Below are 15,474 nucleotides of genomic sequence, written 5' to 3' on the forward strand. Positions count from 1 at the left end.
TGAAGCGCCATTTAATCCAAAATTGGATGGCGCTCAAAAGGCTTATTGGGGTCAAACAAATACCGGTAGGTGACCATCCGTCGGGTTTGGTTAGCCCCTAAATTTTTTGAGATATTCAGCATCTTGGGATTGAAATCACCCTGCCAATAAAGTTCGAGGTCTTTGTAATGGGTTTTTGCTTTGATGACTTTTTCGGCTTCCACAATCATAAAATAATCTACGCCCTTGCCCTGAAACTCTGGCACTACACCAAAAACCAATCCAACAAACTTCTCCATCTTGCTAAACTTCTGAATAAGGAAAAACTTCAGCTTCGCCCAAAGGTTGAATTGGCCATTGAGATGCTTGACAATTTGGTTGATGTCAGGAAGATTGACCCACATCGCAATCGGCTCATCGTGGTGGTAGGCAAACCAAATCAGGTATTCGTCCATCACCGCACTCATGGATTTAAGCATTTTCAGCGCCATCTCTGGAGTGATTTCCTTGTTGCCTTGGTGCTTCGCCCAGGCCTTGTTGTACACAATACTTAGATCCTTGGCAGCCCGTGGCAATTGGGACTTGTTGATGTGCTTGACATAATACTCCCCTGTGTCAGCGATTTTTCTGTGGGCCTCATAAAACTTCGAATCCAGCTGACTGGCTGAATCTGCCACTTTGAGTCCCCAACATATTTGATTGAAGAAAACCTTGAATCCGTAATTTTCAAACAAACGCTGATAGTAAGGGGGATTGTAGTTGGTATTGTAGATGGGCGGCTCAAATCCCTCCACCAAAAGACCCCACCATTTGTCGCGCTCGCCGAGGTTGATGGGACCGTCCATGGCCTCCATGCCGTGTCCGGCCAGCCAATTCTTCGCTGTGTCAAACAACAGATTCGCCACTTCCTGTGAATCCACCGAATCAAAAAAACCAATACCTCCAACTGGTACATCGTCTCCCTTACTTTTGTATTTGGGATTGACAAATGCGGCAATCCTGCCTATAAGATCTCCCTTTTCATTTTCAAGCACCCATCGTACTGCCTTGGAGGTACGGAGCAGGCGATTTTTCTTCGGGTCAAAAACCTCCAAAATATCCTTGTCAAACGGCCTTATCCAATTGGGATAAGACTGGTTGATCCGGACATGAGCCATCAAGAAATCTTGCTCGTCCTTGGAATTCTTTACTTCTCTCAGTTTCATTGGGTGGTGCTTGGGGATACAAATCTATCCAATAAATCTGGGTTAACCTTGATTTTCACCTTGCTTCATCTAACCCGTGTCAAATCAAATATTCTTCGACATAAAACTAAAATTAAGCATAAAATTTTTTGTTATAGCAGCAGGATTAGTTTTATTGCGTTCAATTCCTCTTGACCCATGTCACACCAATCGTCCTACAAAACAGTCTTGTTTGCCAGCCGATTTTTTACGTATACATTATTGCTAGTCGGTTTGTGCCTGCCGGCGAAGGCTCAGCAACGTGAAAAGAAAAACAGCGACTACATCCTATTGATGGACACCGTCCACTTCAGTGGATACATCGAAAAATTGCCCAGCAAAGCTTTTTCCGAGATCAGTTTCAAAAAATTTAAAAGGGATATTCCGACTACCTACGGCATCGATGACGTCTCTGAGTTCAGGTATAACGATCGGCTTTTTTTCCGAAGAACCGTCGACGGCGAAAGGGTATTCTTGGAATACCTACCGACCGATAACCCCAATTTTAGGATCTACCGTCGACAAGGTCAAACCGCCTCCTATTACATCGAGAATTCAAAATCCGGAGAACTCAAGCTCCTGGACGAGCGCTACAAAGAAACACTTGCCGAGGAACTCGACAATCCTTTGGTGGCAAATCTGATCGCACTTACCAACCGGAATGAGTTTTCGCTTCCCTATTTGCTTCAAAACGACCACAAGGTCACCAAGCCGCGGACGTTTTCAAAGCCGATTTCGGTCGTACCCTTCGTAGGAACCGGGTCTGGAAATGTCCAAATACCGATTGAATTTCAGAACGCCACAGTCGAGCAATCAATGATGCTGCTGACGGGCGGGATAGGCGTAGAAGCTTTCCCCAATTTTCGGCGCAATCTGTCGGTTTCCTTTATGCCGTATCTAGCAGGCTTAAATTCGACTGGCTTTCATACGATGACCGTCAGGCCAAATGAAGTATTTGAAACAAACATCAGCCTGACTTGGATCGGTGTTCAGCTTCCAATTTCGGCACGGTACTACCTTGACCTCAAGCCCCAGGTGCTGCGGCTTTATGCTGAAGTCGGTTATACGCTCTCCATGACCCTCAGCCAACAGTCTATCCAAACCGGGGCCTTGGTCAAGCCCGCAGAGGTGCGAATGGACAACAGACCCGTATCCATTGCCGAGCAGCACCGAGGAATGGTTTACGGAATTGGCCTTGATATCATTCCGCTCAAGGCACACGTCGGCATCAAGAGCAATTCCCTAACAGGACAGAAGATTGATAGCAAAATCACCTTCATCAATTTACAGATAGGATATAGATTCTAAGTATATGGAAAAGAGAATCAGCTATTTCATCATCAGCCTATGGCTGGTAATTGGCGGGTGCCAATTGGATTCGACCGTCACGGAGCGGGATTATCCGCTGATCAAAAGCCTCGCCGTCACGGAAATTGACGGTACCGGTGCGACGGTGGAGTTTGAGATTTTAAAAGAAGGAAAGGCGAGTGTGGACGCGTACGGGGTGGAGTATCGTTCTCAAGCAGCCTATGACAACTTTACATTTACCGAGGAAAACACCGGCAGCCCAAAATCAATAAACCGCATTAGATTAAAGTACGACTTAGTCAAAGATCAAGTATATGTAGTGACTCCTTTTGTTAGAAAAGGACAACAAATGATTCGAGGCGAGGCGCTTGAATTTACCAGTAAAGGAATAAAGGATGCTAGCGTGACATCTGTTTCTCCAAGTCGCTTGCTTGCATGGCACGAGGTGACGATTGAAGGGGACTTTTTCCCTTCTGATCCGCGCCAAGTTGAGGTTAAGATTCAGGGATTAGAAGAGTTGTTTCAGATCAAAGTGATTTCAAGCGAAAGGAAGAAAATTGTATTTGAAGCGAATCGAATTGGTAGTCAGGCCTTTCCTACAGAGTTATTCGGAGAAAAATTCGACTTGGTGCTCCGTTTGTATGGATCGGCATTCAGATTTCCCGGAGTCTTCGAACTGGATGCGCCGACAATTGTATCTGTAGACAAGACCTCAGTCAAAGTGGGTGAAACAGTAAGTTTTTCTACGTCTGAACCAACGGAATGGGTCAACAACGCACAATTGGTACCGGAGGAAGGATTCGGATCTATCGGCATAACGGTCGAAGTATCTGGACAAAACAATTACTCATTCACATTTCCAAACCTCAAAGCAGGAAAGTACAAACTCAGACTAAAGCCGATACTATGGGAGGACTTCGTAGAATATCCTGAACCCATAACTGTTTTGTCAAGCTGGGAGTTGGCGGCGACGATAGACCCAAATACCCACCACTTCACCCATTTCGAAAACTTCGGAGAAACTGTATTTGGGGTGAATCAAGACCAATCTACCGTAAGTTTTTTTGATCACTTGTCCGGAAATTTATCGTTTTGCTGTCGACTACCCGAGAATCCAAAACCGAGAAATATAGCCGGCTATGGATTTTTGTATTTAAGAAACGAAAATGCGATCTATTATGGTCTTGGGGGATACTATCCGGTAAACTCCGAAGATGTGCTCAGATATACTGACTTTCACAAGTTTGATTTGGATTCAAAGAAATGGACAAAACTGCCTGACATGTCTGAGGGACCCACTTTTGTAAATAAGATTTTTGAGTTAAACGGACTCATTTACGTCGTATTTCTAAACAGGGAAAGTTACTTTTATTTCAATCCTTCGAATCAAACCTGGATCGACACGGGTATTTTAGTACCACAAGAATTCAAAGATTCCCAAGCATATGCCATCGCTAATAATAGAGTCTATTTTTTGGGTCGATCCTTCGAGCAAAGCCAGTTGATTATTCGTTCTTTGACGATCGGAACGGAACCCATCCCTGTGTCATCCGGTACATGGTATGATAGAGATGGTCAGCCTTCCATGGTTGGATTTCAAAATCAATTATTTATATCGGATGGAAGCAGAGAAATCTTCAGATTAAACCTCCCAGACAACAAATTGACACCCTTGCAATCAATCCCTTTTGCAGAAAAGAGGAGAGGAAAACTATTTGTGATCGAAGGAAATGTCTTTTTCGGCCTTCCTGATGCCAGGGTCTATCCAGAACAATTCGAACTACACAGACTACTTGACTAACCTTCCCTGCTTTCAACAAACCAAACATTCCTCCTCAAGCCGCTCCATTTGCTACGCTTGAGGGGGGATTTGGCGAAGACCTGCTGGAATACTTCTTCGGTGATTTCCTGCCATTCACGCTTGCCCATATTGGCCAAATCGGGGCTCATCTCAAAAAGCGGCTCCCTGTGCGGCTTCGAAAACCTGTTCCATGGACAGACATCCTGACAGATATCGCAGCCAAAAATCCAGTTCTCCATTTTCCCCTTGAACTCGGCGGGGATGTTTTCCTTCAGCTCGATGGTCAGGTAAGAAATGCATTTGGATGCGTCCACCACACCATCCGCAACGATGGCATCCGTCGGACAAGCATCGATGCAGCGGGTGCAAGTGCCGCAATAGTCCTTGACCATTGGCGGGTCGGGGCTGATTTCCACATCGACGATCAACTCTGCGAGGAAAAAAAAGCTCCCCATATCCCTATTGAGCAGCAGGCTGTTTTTTCCCACCCAACCCAATCCTGACTTCTGCGCCCACTGACGTTCCATTACCGGCGCGGAGTCGATAAAGGCCCTTCCACCAATCTCACCGATTTCCTTTCGGAGGTTTTCCATCAGGGTCTTGAGTCGGTCTTTGACCACCAGGTGGTAGTCTTGTCCATACGCATACTTGGCGATCTTGAGGTCTTCGGGGCCCTCGGGAAGCCTCTTTCCAGGGAAATAATTGTAAATCAATGAAATCACGGACTTGGCGCCCTCGACCAGCTTGGTCGGATCTAGTCGCTTGTCAAAGTGGTTGGCCATGTAGGACATCTGACCGTGGTAATTCTTGTTGAGCCAGACTTCCAACTTTGGCGCCTCCTCCTCTAAAAAACCCGCCTTGGCAATGCCACAAAAATCAAAGCCCAAGCTTTTGGCTTGGGTCTTGACGATTTGGGCATATTTTTCGGACAGGCCGTTCATCTTTTTCTATATCTCTGGGTCAAACAAGGTCCCCATTCCTCCTCCAAAATTGGGTTTGATTTTGAGGTGTTTATATGCCAATTCGGTAGCCATCCGTCCCCGGGAAGTCCGCTTCAGGTATCCTTCTTGGATCAAAAACGGTTCATATACCTCCTCGATCGTTTCGGATTCCTCGCCGCAGGCAGTAGCGATGGTGCCTAGTCCAACCGGTCCGCCCTTGAACTTTTCGATGATCGTCAAAAGGATTCTGTTGTCCATTTCATCAAGGCCATTTTCATCCACATCGAGTGCCTGTAGCGCAATCTTGGCGATCTCCAGGGTAATCTTCCCGTTGCCTTTGATTTCGGCGAAATCCCTGGTCCGACGCAGGAGCATATTCGCGATGCGTGGTGTCCCCCGGCTTCTTCTCGCAATCTCAAAAGCAGCTACCTCATCGATCGGTGTTTGCAAAATCCCCGCAGACCGCGTCACGATGTCCGTCAGCAACTTGGCATCATAATACTCCAGCCTTGAATTGATCCCAAACCTTGCCCTCAACGGAGAAGTCAGCAAACCCGAACGCGTCGTGGCACCTATCAGCGTAAAGGGATTCAGGGAAATCTGCACAGAGCGGGCATTGGGACCTGAGTCCAACATGATGTCAATCCTGAAATCCTCCATTGCCGAGTAGAGGTATTCCTCTACGACGGGATTGAGGCGGTGGATCTCGTCAATGAAGAGTACGTCTCCTTCCTCAAGGTTGGTGAGTAAGCCGGCCAAATCGGAGGGTTTGTCAAGAACAGGCCCTGAAGTGATTTTGATACCCGCTTCGAGCTCGTTGGCAATGATATGGCTCAGGGTGGTTTTTCCCAAGCCGGGAGGTCCATGCAAGAGTACGTGGTCGAGCGGTTCATTTCTCCGCTTTGCAGCCAAGACAAAAACCTTGAGGTTCTCTACAATTTTATACTGACCAGTGAAGTCATCAAAGCTCAAGGGGCGCAATGCCCGTTCTATCTCCCGGTCAGAGGAATTCATTTTACTTTTGTCCCCACTCAAATAATCTTCTCTCATACTTCCGGTTGGCCTATCTGCAAATATAGAAAAATCGGGGCAAGCTGCTGCCTACCATTTCCTCGTCCGACATTCTGCAATCGAATTGCATTTGATGTTTGGATTTGGAACTTTGTTTGGAAAATAAGCCTTAACTTTCGAGAAAATTCCATGTCATGCGTTCCAACGCCAACAAGAACATCATTTATTCCATAATCCTCTTGTTTTTGGTAGCCATCGTTTGGCTTTACAGACAAAACAAGCAGGAAAAGCCTGCATCGGAAGAACAAGAGACCATTACCGGAAAGGTGACGCTCACAGGAAACACCATGGGCACTACCTATCGAATCGTGTATTTGGATGCAGAAGAGCGCAATTTCCAACAGGCAATCGATTCGCTCCTTGGTGTTTTCAACCAATCATTATCAACCTACATTCCGGACTCGGAGCTGAGCCGCCTAAATCAGGGCGATTCATTGCGCTTTGGACTGCCCTATTTTCTGCCGGTGCTAATTGAGAGCAAAAAGGTCTTTGAGGAAACAGGAGGCGCATTTGACCCAACGGTCGGTCCATTGGTAAATCTTTGGGGATTTGGGCCAGGAGGCCCTCAACTCAAGGATAGTGTCAATATCGATGAGATCCTCAAACTCGTTGGCTTTAACGGTATCCAGTTTGATTCCATTTCAGTCCGGAAAACAAAACCGGGGATTTACCTGGACTTTTCGGCCATCGCAAAAGGCTACGGTGTGGATGTGGTCGGGGATTTTCTCGCAAATAATGGCATATCAAATTTCTTGGTCGAAATCGGGGGAGAGCTTGTCGCGAGGGGCACCAATGAAAAAGGCGAACTCTGGAAAGTCGGAGTCAATAAGCCGGAAGAATTGGGACGGTCAGATGACCTGTTCAGCATTCTCGCACTCAACAACCAAGGAATGGCCACCTCGGGAAACTACCGCAACTACTACGAAGTGGACGGACTGAAAATATCCCATACGATCAATCCGGCAACCGGCAGACCTGTGTCGCATGGATTGCTCAGCGCAACCGTGGTGGCGGAAAACTGCATGCGTGCAGACGCCATGGCCACGGCTATGATGGTCGTGGGAACAGAAAGAGCCATCGCGCTGCAAGAACAATTGAAGGATTTTGAAATCTTCCTGATCTTCAACGACTCCCTCGGCCAAATGCAATTTCACGCAAGCGAAGGGATGAAACCCTATCTTTCATTTCCTACAAATTGACACCTACCCATTACCTATTGAACCAAACCTAGATGCTGTTCAATTTCCTCCTATTGTTTTTTACTGCGCTGCTAGCTGGTGGCTTGGCATACTTCATCCCGAGTTGGGAGGAGCGATACTTCAAACTTGTGCTCGTATTTGCTGGCTCATATCTGTTTGCGATTACGGTATTGCATATTTTGCCAGAGCTGTTCATGGAATCATCCGATCCGACGCGGATGGGTTTGTACATCCTATTGGGTTTCTTATTGCAGCAGATTTTGGCCTTGCTGTCGACAGGCGTGGAGCATGGGCATATCCACCATCCCGACCATGCCCATCACCACGGCGTGCAGGTGGGGGTTTGGACAATCATGATCGGGCTTTTTCTCCATGCATTTTTGGAAGGCACGCTCCTGACTGAAACCGGCGAAATACTGGGTCATTCCCATGATCACGACCACGAAGGACATCACCACCATCACAGCCATGGTAATGGGAATCTCCTGTTGGGCATCTTGCTGCACAAGGGCCCCGAGGCATTTGCCCTTGTCGCCGTGCTGATGAGCAGCATCAAGAAGCGTTGGGTATTCGCATTGTTGGTCGTATTTGCCTTGGCTTCCCCGCTCGGTATGTTGCTGAGTAATTTTCTTTACGAAAGCAAGATAATGGAAAAAGAGGCCTTGAATATTTTCTACGGCATGGTCGCCGGGGGATTCCTGCATATTTCCACCACGATATTTTTCGAAAGCAGTCCCGACCATCGCTTCTATCTCAACAAGGTTTTGCTCAGCATGGCGGCTTTTGCTTTGGCAGTGGCGCTGGAGATGGTGGTTTGATCTGTTTTCCGGTACCCGCCATTTCCTCCTGAAAACACCCGGCGAAAGATTAGGAGCAACCTTTGTTTTTTGCAAATCCAAATAGTCCAAAGTAAAAACAGGCCAAGGGAACATTTGCCAAGGGATTATTTCCCCTGGAACGACTCCCCATCCCATTTCATTTGGAAATATCGAATTTAGAAGGAAAATTACCGATTGGATATTGTTTTTAAACCAATCCTTACCGATACCATGGATCAAAATACCTCCAAGAAGCTTTATTGGCGCAAAAACCTTCAAACGCTGTTTTCCCTGCTCCTGATTTGGTTCGTAGTCTCGTTTGGGTTTGGGATTATTTTGGTCGAATACTTGAATGCCATCAAACTGGGGGGATTCAAGCTCGGGTTTTGGTTTGCACAGCAGGGCTCGATTTACAGCTTCGTGATCTTGATTTTTGTCTACGTGTACCGGATGGACAGGCTGGACAAGGAATTTGACGTAAACGAAAACTAAGGCACCGCTACTTCGATATGGATATCATCACCTGGACCTATATACTCGTTGGTGCTTCGTTTGCACTCTACATCGGCATTGCCATTTGGACCCGCGCAGGCTCGACAAAGGAATTCTACGTGGCCGGTGGCGGCGTTTCTCCTTTGGCAAACGGCATGGCGACCGCGGCGGATTGGATGTCGGCCGCTTCCTTTATCTCGATGGCAGGAATCATATCATTTGCTGGCTATGATGGCTCGGTGTACTTGATGGGCTGGACGGGTGGATATGTGTTGTTGGCATTGCTGTTGGCACCGTACCTTCGGAAATTCGGAAAATTCACTGTGCCGGATTTTGTCGGGGATCGGTACTATTCCAACAAGGCCCGTGTGGTGGCTGTGATCTGTGCCTTGTTCATTTCTTTCATTTATGTAGCAGGTCAAATGCGCGGCGTGGGAATTGTTTTCTCAAGATACCTTGAGGTGGATATCAACACAGGCGTGATTATCGGGATGTGCATCGTCTTCTTTTACGCGGTTTTGGGCGGGATGAAAGGCATCACATACACCCAAGTTGCACAATACTGCGTCTTAATTTTCGCCTACATGGTTCCGGCGATTTTTGTGTCCATGCAACTGACCGGCAATCCCATTCCCCAAATAGGACTGGGTGGCACGGTGGCTGACGGCAGCGCACTCCTGGACAAGCTCGACGGGGTGCTTCAGGAATTGGGCTTTGCAGCTTACACTTCCGGCCGAAAAGGAATGGTGGATATGTTGGCAATTACCCTTGCACTGATGGTTGGTACTGCGGGGCTGCCTCATGTGATCGTAAGGTTTTTCACGGTGCCAAGGGTCAAAGACGCCAGATTATCGGCAGGCTACGCGTTGATTTTCATCGCCATTTTGTATACGACGGCCCCGGCGGTAGCGGCATTTGGAATTTACAATGCCATTGATACCGTTGCCGAAAAACCGATCGACGAACTACCAGCATGGGTGACCAACTGGCAAAAAACAAACCTGATCAAAGTGGACGACAAAAACGGTGACGGCGTCGTCCAATACCTTGCTGACCCCGCTGCCAACGAGCTGTCGATTGACAAGGACATCATGGTACTCGCAAATCCCGAAATAGCGAATTTACCCAATTGGGTCGTAGGATTGGTGGCTGCGGGCGCGATGGCTGCTGCATTATCCACGGCTGCCGGCTTGCTTTTGGTCATTTCCACATCGGTTTCCAGGGATTTGTTCCGCACCTTCAACCCAAAAATGTCCGAAAAGAAAGAACTCCGAATCGCCCGGCTTGCAGCGGCAGGGGCCGTAATTTTGGCGGGGTATTTTGGCGTAAATCCTCCAGGCTTTGTGGCGGAAGTGGTGGCTTTTGCCTTTGGACTGGCGGCGGCATCGTTCTTTCCCGTGATCATCATGGGAATTTTTTCCTCCCGAATGACCAAGGAAGGAGCAATCGCGGGAATGCTTTGCGGGCTAGTGTTCACGATGGCCTATATCGTTTACTTCAAGTTTGTGGCTCCTGAAATGAACAGCGCCGAAAACTGGTGGTTTGGCATATCGCCGGAGGGGATTGGCTCTATCGGCATGTTGATCAATTTCGTCGTGTGTATGCTCGTTTCGAGATTTACCCCGGCACCCCCACAGGAAGTCCAAAAGATGGTAGAGGAAATTCGGATTCCGAGAGGCGCCGGACAGGCTACGGGACATTGATCCCCCACACTTATTTGATCCATTGATTCTGTCCTTTGGGTGAAATTTGTCCAGATTTTGCCTACAAATCCCTTATTTTAGCATCCAGCCTTAACAATAACCAAAATACCAGACACCATGAGTGATAGAATACATACGCTGAGCGGCTATTTTTACGAATATCAAAAATCCGTCACCGAGCCCGAAAACTTTTGGGCGAGAATCGCCGATTCCTTTTATTGGAGGAAGAGATGGGACAAAATACTCAAGTGGAATTTTGAAGGGCCGAGCGTCAAGTGGTTTGTCAACGCCAAGTTGAATATCACAGAGAATATCTTCGAGAAAAACCTCTTCACCAACGGAGACCGGACCGCGATCATTTGGGAGCCCAGCGAGCCAGGAGAATCAGCGCGCCATATCACGTATGCAGAATTGTACCGCGAAGTCTGCAGGTTTTCGAACGCACTGCTCTCAAAAGGAATCGGTAAAGGTGACCGGGTAATCATCTATATGCCCATGATTCCGGAAGCAGCCGTGGCGATGCTTGCCTGTGCACGGATCGGGGCAATCCATTCGGTGGTGTTTGCTGGATTCAGTTCGAACGCGCTTTCGGACAGGATCAATGACTGCGAAGCCAAAGCGATCCTTACTTCGGATGGCAATTTCCGTGGCAACAAAAAAATCCCTGTCAAGGCCGTGGTCGATGAGGCTTTGGAAAAATCTTCCGTCGAGACGGTCATCGTTTGCAGAAGGACTGGCCAAGAGATCACCATGAAACCCGGAAGGGATTTTTGGTGGCATGAAACTTTGGAAGGTACTTCCGAAAAACATGTAGCGGAAGAAATGGACAGCGAAGATCCACTCTTCATCCTTTATACGTCTGGATCCACGGGCAAGCCAAAAGGCGTCGTCCATACCACAGGAGGCTACATGGTTTATACCAAATATTCCTTCGAGAATGTATTCCAATATGCACCCGGAGATGTCTACTGGTGCACGGCAGATATCGGCTGGATCACAGGACATTCCTACATCGTCTACGGGCCCTTGCTGGCTGGGGCGACCACGCTGATGTTTGAGGGTGTGCCGACCTATCCCGATGCGGGGAGATTTTGGGCGGTAATCGAAAAACACAAGGTCAACCAATTCTATACCGCACCTACCGCGATACGCGCGCTACAAGCCTACGGCACGGACCCCATCGAGCCCTACAATTTGGACTCCCTCAAAGTATTGGGGTCGGTTGGCGAACCCATTAACGAGGAAGCTTGGCGCTGGTATTATACCCATATCGGCAAATCCCGCTGCCCGATTGTCGATACTTGGTGGCAAACCGAAACTGGAGGGATTTTGGTTTCACCGATTGCGGGGATCACACCCACCAAACCGGCCTTTGCGACTTTGCCACTCCCCGGTATTCAACTGGCCATCGTGGATGCCGAGGGCAATGAACTGACAGGAAACTCCGTGGAGGGAAATCTCTGCATCAAGTTCCCCTGGCCATCGATGATTCGTACGACTTGGGGAGACCATGAGCGCTGCCGTCAAACCTACTTTGCCTCCTACAAAGGCATGTACTTCACCGGAGACGGGGTCAAGCGGGACCACGACGGCTACTACCGGATATTGGGTCGTGTCGATGATGTGATCAACGTTTCTGGCCACCGCATGGGTACTGCCGAGGTCGAAAACGCCATCAACGAACATCCCTTGGTGATCGAATCGGCGGTAGTCGGCTATCCGCATGAAATCAAAGGACAGGGAATCTACGCTTACGTCATTTGCGACATGTCGCACAGGACAGAAGAAAACCTGATCAATGAAATCAAGGAAACCGTCAGCAAAATCATTGGTCCAATCGCCAAGCCTGACAAAATCCAAATCGTACCCGGCCTTCCCAAAACCCGCTCCGGAAAAATCATGCGCCGCATCCTGCGGAAGGTTGCAGAAGGAAGCTTGGACAACATGGGAGATACCTCTACGCTTTTGGATCCTGAGGTGGTGGAAAAGATTATTGCTGGGAGGAAATAACAAAGAGGAAACAGAGGCCTGGCTGGATTATCTCAGCTAGGCTTTTGGCATCGTGTCTTCCTGTTCTTTATCCGTTTCTATCGAAGACACGATCGAATCAGGTGAATCCATTTCCTGCTTGTAAAAATTGTGAATGCCGACCATATAGGCTATGATGAGTGCCCAAAACAATCGTCGCACCGGTTGGAGAAATCTGAACAGCTTCATGGCTTGATAGATCTTGATTTTGAAGTCAACAAGTACAGTGCCAAGAACCAAACCTGCCAAATTGGCTAAGTGTCAACAAAGACGGCCTATCTCGAATGTCCAACGTCATCATCAACCGCGTCCAGGAATTCCTCAAAAGGTTTCCGCCGTTCTACTTCCTCGATGAACGGTCGCTAACCGTGGTCGCCAGTGCTGTCGAAGTTCGCTACCATGGCCGAGGGGAATACCTGTTTCGCAGGGGCGAACCCGCCCAACAGTTCTTTTTTGTGCTGAAAGAGGGACAGGTACATCTTTTGGCGCAGGATGGAATGTCGACAAAGGTCGCAGAGGTATGTGATGAAGGTGACGTCTTTGGTGTCTTGGCACTGCTTGGAAAGCGCCCCTACATCCTCGATGCCTTGGCGATCGAGGACAGCTTGGTTTATGCGGTTCCGGTAGCAGTTTTTGAGAAGATATTGCAGGAAAACAGCCGAGTAGCCCTATTCTTTGCGGCTGGATTCGCCTCGGGTCAGTTGGTTGTGCGCAAGGACCTTTCCCAGTCACAAAAGGCGCGGACGGCATTCCAAGACATCTCCAAAGACAACGGATTGATGATTTTCACCGGCCAATCTGATTGGCGGTTTTCGAAAGAGGTTCTTACCTGCCCAAGCGGACTAGCTATCCAAAACGCTGCCCGATTGATGGCCGAACGCGGCGTCGGTTCGATTGTCGTAGTCAACGAATCCCACCATCCCCTCGGCATCATTACCGACAAGGACCTGCGCAACAAGGTAGTCGCACAAGGCCTTAGCATGGCGACACCTGTCGAAAAACTGATGAGCAGCCCGGTACTGACCAAAAGCCAAGACGCAGGTTTTTCAGACCTGTACCTCAGCATGATCAAAAACAGGCTGCACCACCTCATCATCACCCAAGACGGAACTGACAGCAGTCCGGTTTGTGGAATCCTTTCCGACCACGATATCTTGCTTTCGCAGGGAAATAGCCCCGCTGTCCTGATTCATGCCCTGATGAATACCTGGGACATCCAAGAAATGGCAAAAATCCGCGACCAAGCCGAAAAGCTGCTGAAGTATTACCTCGAAAATGAAGTCTCTATGGACTTTGTGGCAAGTGTGATCACTGAGGTCAACGATACGATCATCCAAAGATCGGTGCAATTAGCGGTCGAAAAACACGCTGTTGGATATTCAGAATTCGCTGATCTCAAATTCTGTTTCCTGTCCCTGGGCAGTGAAGGCAGGGAAGAGCAGCTGCTCCGAACTGACTTGGACAACGCGATTGTCTACGAGGATGTGGCTGATTCGGATGCCGAAAAAGCGCAGGCCTTCATGCAGCTGATCGGGCAGGAAGTGATAGAAAGTCTGATGGCATGCGGATTTCGAGCCTGTCCCGCTGAAATGATGGCCAATAATCCCCAATGGTGCCAACCTGTTTCCGCTTGGAAAAAGTATTTCTCCGACTGGATCCTCAGCCCAAATCAAAAAGCTTTACTCAACGCCACGATCTTCTTTGACTTCAGGCCGGTGTACGGGGAAACGTCCCTGGCGACAGCACTAAGCTCCCATATCTACCAAGAGATCGCGGATCGAAGTATTTTCCTCAATTTTTTGGCAAAAAACGCGCTCACGAATCCCCCACCCTTGGGCTTTTTCAAAAACTTCCTCGTCGAGAAATCGGGGGAACAAAAAGACAAGTTCGATATCAAATTGCGGGCAATGATGCCATTGGCCGACATTGCGCGGTTGCTGGTATTGAGCCACCGGGTGGTGGGTATCAACAACACCTTCAAGCGCTTTGAAAAGTTGGCTGAACTCGAACCCAATTATGTCGAATTGATGCAGGAATCAGGCAAAGCCTATGAAATACTCATGCGGATGCGGGCCATCGAGGGTCTGAACACCCAAACTGATGGCCGCTATATTGACCCGGGAAGCCTTGGGAAATTGCAACGGCAGCTGTTGAAAAATGCTTTTGCCCCGATCGATGAGCTGCAGAAGATCGTGCAGGTTCGGTACCAACTGGATTTTTTCAAGGGCTGATATGGGCTTGCTCGACTTCCTTTTTCCAAAAAGAATCCATAAAGCCGATTTTGTTCGGCATTACGAAGATGCGTTCTCAAAACCCATTCCACCGCTACGGAAAATACCCCAACTCCAATTTACCGTTTTGGATACGGAAACCACAGGTTTGGATATCCGCAGGGATGAGATTCTTTCTTTTGGAGCGGTAAAGGTGAAAGGATACCTGATTGAGGTAAAGGATTCTATCGAACTCTATTTGGATACGGAGAAATTCAAAAAAGAATCCGTTGCCGTCCACCAAATCTTGAATCCATCAGATACCCTGTCAAAACTCGGATTTGCAGAGGCTTTTTTGGCATATATCGGGACGGATATCTTGGTGGGCCATCATCTTGGATTTGATATCCAAATGCTGGAAAAAACGCTTCGCCCATTTGGGCTCGCCAAAATCCTGAATCCCTTGCTCGATACACATGGCTTGGCATTTCGCTTGGAGAAAGGTCCCTTCGCCCAAAAAATACCCATGAAGCCTGGAGAATATGCCTTGGACGAAGTTTGTGCCCGATATGGAATCCCGCTGGACGATCGGCATACAGCAGCGGGGGATGCTTTTCTCACCGCCCAACTCCTGATGAAGCTGTTGAAACTGGCCGAGCAAAAAGGCATTGCGGATTTTCGAAGCTTGATTCGCTGACAAC

General features: G+C 48.3%; 13 protein-coding genes. 9 read left to right on the top strand and 4 right to left on the bottom strand.

Features of this window, described 5'->3' with window-relative positions:
- Positions 1 to 11: 11 nt before the first annotated feature.
- Complete coding sequence (locus tag C943_RS11540) at positions 12 to 1,184, bottom strand: hypothetical protein (RefSeq protein ID WP_008627832.1); 1,173 nt, start codon at positions 1,182 to 1,184, stop codon at positions 12 to 14.
- 177 nt (positions 1,185 to 1,361) lie between these two features.
- Here C943_RS11540 and C943_RS11545 point away from each other — a divergent pair, with 177 nt between their 5' ends.
- Positions 1,362 to 2,510 (top strand): hypothetical protein, encoded by a 1,149-nt coding sequence (locus tag C943_RS11545; RefSeq protein WP_040480422.1) that lies wholly within the window; start codon positions 1,362 to 1,364, stop codon positions 2,508 to 2,510.
- A 4-nt stretch (positions 2,511 to 2,514) separates the two neighbouring features.
- Entirely contained in the window at positions 2,515 to 4,311 is a 1,797-nt protein-coding gene (locus tag C943_RS11550) for a Kelch repeat-containing protein (RefSeq protein WP_008627834.1), read from the top strand.
- Here C943_RS11550 and queG read toward each other — a convergent pair.
- Positions 4,308 to 5,252 (bottom strand): tRNA epoxyqueuosine(34) reductase QueG, encoded by a 945-nt coding sequence (queG, locus tag C943_RS11555; protein WP_008627835.1) that lies wholly within the window; start codon positions 5,250 to 5,252, stop codon positions 4,308 to 4,310. The two genes, C943_RS11550 and queG, sit on opposite strands and share 4 nt — an antisense overlap.
- A gap of 6 nt (positions 5,253 to 5,258) precedes the next feature.
- Positions 5,259 to 6,302 (bottom strand): Holliday junction branch migration DNA helicase RuvB, encoded by a 1,044-nt coding sequence (gene ruvB, locus C943_RS11560; protein ID WP_008627838.1) that lies wholly within the window; start codon positions 6,300 to 6,302, stop codon positions 5,259 to 5,261.
- A 155-nt stretch (positions 6,303 to 6,457) separates the two neighbouring features.
- On the opposite strand from ruvB, the gene C943_RS11565 reads away from it, so the two are divergent.
- The 5 genes from C943_RS11565 (at position 6,458) to acs (ending at position 12,545) form a co-directional block, all read left to right on the top strand.
- Complete coding sequence (locus tag C943_RS11565; protein ID WP_008627841.1) at positions 6,458 to 7,522, top strand: FAD:protein FMN transferase; 1,065 nt, start codon at positions 6,458 to 6,460, stop codon at positions 7,520 to 7,522.
- A gap of 32 nt (positions 7,523 to 7,554) precedes the next feature.
- Positions 7,555 to 8,340, top strand: a complete 786-nt coding sequence (locus tag C943_RS11570; RefSeq protein WP_008627844.1) for a ZIP family metal transporter — start codon at positions 7,555 to 7,557, stop codon at positions 8,338 to 8,340.
- Positions 8,341 to 8,571: 231 nt separating this feature from the next.
- A complete protein-coding gene (locus C943_RS11575; RefSeq protein ID WP_040480536.1) occupies positions 8,572 to 8,832 on the top strand; it encodes a DUF4212 domain-containing protein in 261 nt (86 codons plus the stop codon).
- 17 nt (positions 8,833 to 8,849) lie between these two features.
- Complete coding sequence (locus C943_RS11580) at positions 8,850 to 10,535, top strand: sodium:solute symporter family protein (RefSeq protein ID WP_008627849.1); 1,686 nt, start codon at positions 8,850 to 8,852, stop codon at positions 10,533 to 10,535.
- A 117-nt stretch (positions 10,536 to 10,652) separates the two neighbouring features.
- The gene (acs, locus tag C943_RS11585) at positions 10,653 to 12,545 is read left to right on the top strand and encodes an acetate--CoA ligase (protein ID WP_008627851.1); all 1,893 of its coding nucleotides are present in this window, start codon (positions 10,653 to 10,655) and stop codon (positions 12,543 to 12,545) included.
- A gap of 36 nt (positions 12,546 to 12,581) precedes the next feature.
- On the opposite strand, the gene C943_RS22220 is transcribed toward acs, so the two are convergent.
- On the bottom strand, positions 12,582 to 12,752 hold the full coding sequence (locus C943_RS22220; protein ID WP_169334620.1) for a hypothetical protein: 171 nt from the start codon (positions 12,750 to 12,752) through the stop codon (positions 12,582 to 12,584).
- A gap of 95 nt (positions 12,753 to 12,847) precedes the next feature.
- Between C943_RS22220 and C943_RS11595 the strand changes: the two genes are divergently transcribed.
- Both C943_RS11595 and C943_RS11600 read left to right on the top strand, forming a co-directional pair.
- On the top strand, positions 12,848 to 14,794 hold the full coding sequence (locus C943_RS11595; protein ID WP_008627854.1) for a DUF294 nucleotidyltransferase-like domain-containing protein: 1,947 nt from the start codon (positions 12,848 to 12,850) through the stop codon (positions 14,792 to 14,794).
- A complete protein-coding gene (locus C943_RS11600; protein WP_245545538.1) occupies positions 14,739 to 15,470 on the top strand; it encodes a 3'-5' exonuclease in 732 nt (243 codons plus the stop codon). The genes C943_RS11595 and C943_RS11600 overlap by 56 nt, the downstream gene beginning before the upstream one ends.
- Positions 15,471 to 15,474: the final 4 nt, after the last annotated feature.

It is taken from the genome of Mariniradius saccharolyticus AK6, from assembly GCF_000330725.2.
GTDB lineage: Bacteria > Bacteroidota > Bacteroidia > Cytophagales > Cyclobacteriaceae > Mariniradius > Mariniradius saccharolyticus.

Excerpts from the sequence above, each read along its gene's own strand:
- C943_RS11540 (WP_008627832.1), bottom strand. The coding sequence starts at position 1,184 with ATGAAACTGAGAGAAGTAAAGAATTCCAAGGACGAGCAAGATTTCTTG.
- C943_RS11545 (WP_040480422.1), top strand. The coding sequence starts at position 1,362 with ATGTCACACCAATCGTCCTACAAAACAGTCTTGTTTGCCAGCCGATTT.
- C943_RS11550 (WP_008627834.1), top strand. The coding sequence starts at position 2,515 with ATGGAAAAGAGAATCAGCTATTTCATCATCAGCCTATGGCTGGTAATT.
- queG (WP_008627835.1), bottom strand. The coding sequence starts at position 5,252 with ATGAACGGCCTGTCCGAAAAATATGCCCAAATCGTCAAGACCCAAGCC.
- ruvB (WP_008627838.1), bottom strand. The coding sequence starts at position 6,302 with ATGAGAGAAGATTATTTGAGTGGGGACAAAAGTAAAATGAATTCCTCT.
- C943_RS11565 (WP_008627841.1), top strand. The coding sequence starts at position 6,458 with ATGCGTTCCAACGCCAACAAGAACATCATTTATTCCATAATCCTCTTG.
- C943_RS11570 (WP_008627844.1), top strand. The coding sequence starts at position 7,555 with ATGCTGTTCAATTTCCTCCTATTGTTTTTTACTGCGCTGCTAGCTGGT.
- C943_RS11575 (WP_040480536.1), top strand. The coding sequence starts at position 8,572 with ATGGATCAAAATACCTCCAAGAAGCTTTATTGGCGCAAAAACCTTCAA.
- C943_RS11580 (WP_008627849.1), top strand. The coding sequence starts at position 8,850 with ATGGATATCATCACCTGGACCTATATACTCGTTGGTGCTTCGTTTGCA.
- acs (WP_008627851.1), top strand. The coding sequence starts at position 10,653 with ATGAGTGATAGAATACATACGCTGAGCGGCTATTTTTACGAATATCAA.
- C943_RS22220 (WP_169334620.1), bottom strand. The coding sequence starts at position 12,752 with ATGAAGCTGTTCAGATTTCTCCAACCGGTGCGACGATTGTTTTGGGCA.
- C943_RS11595 (WP_008627854.1), top strand. The coding sequence starts at position 12,848 with ATGTCCAACGTCATCATCAACCGCGTCCAGGAATTCCTCAAAAGGTTT.
- C943_RS11600 (WP_245545538.1), top strand. The coding sequence starts at position 14,739 with ATGAGCTGCAGAAGATCGTGCAGGTTCGGTACCAACTGGATTTTTTCA.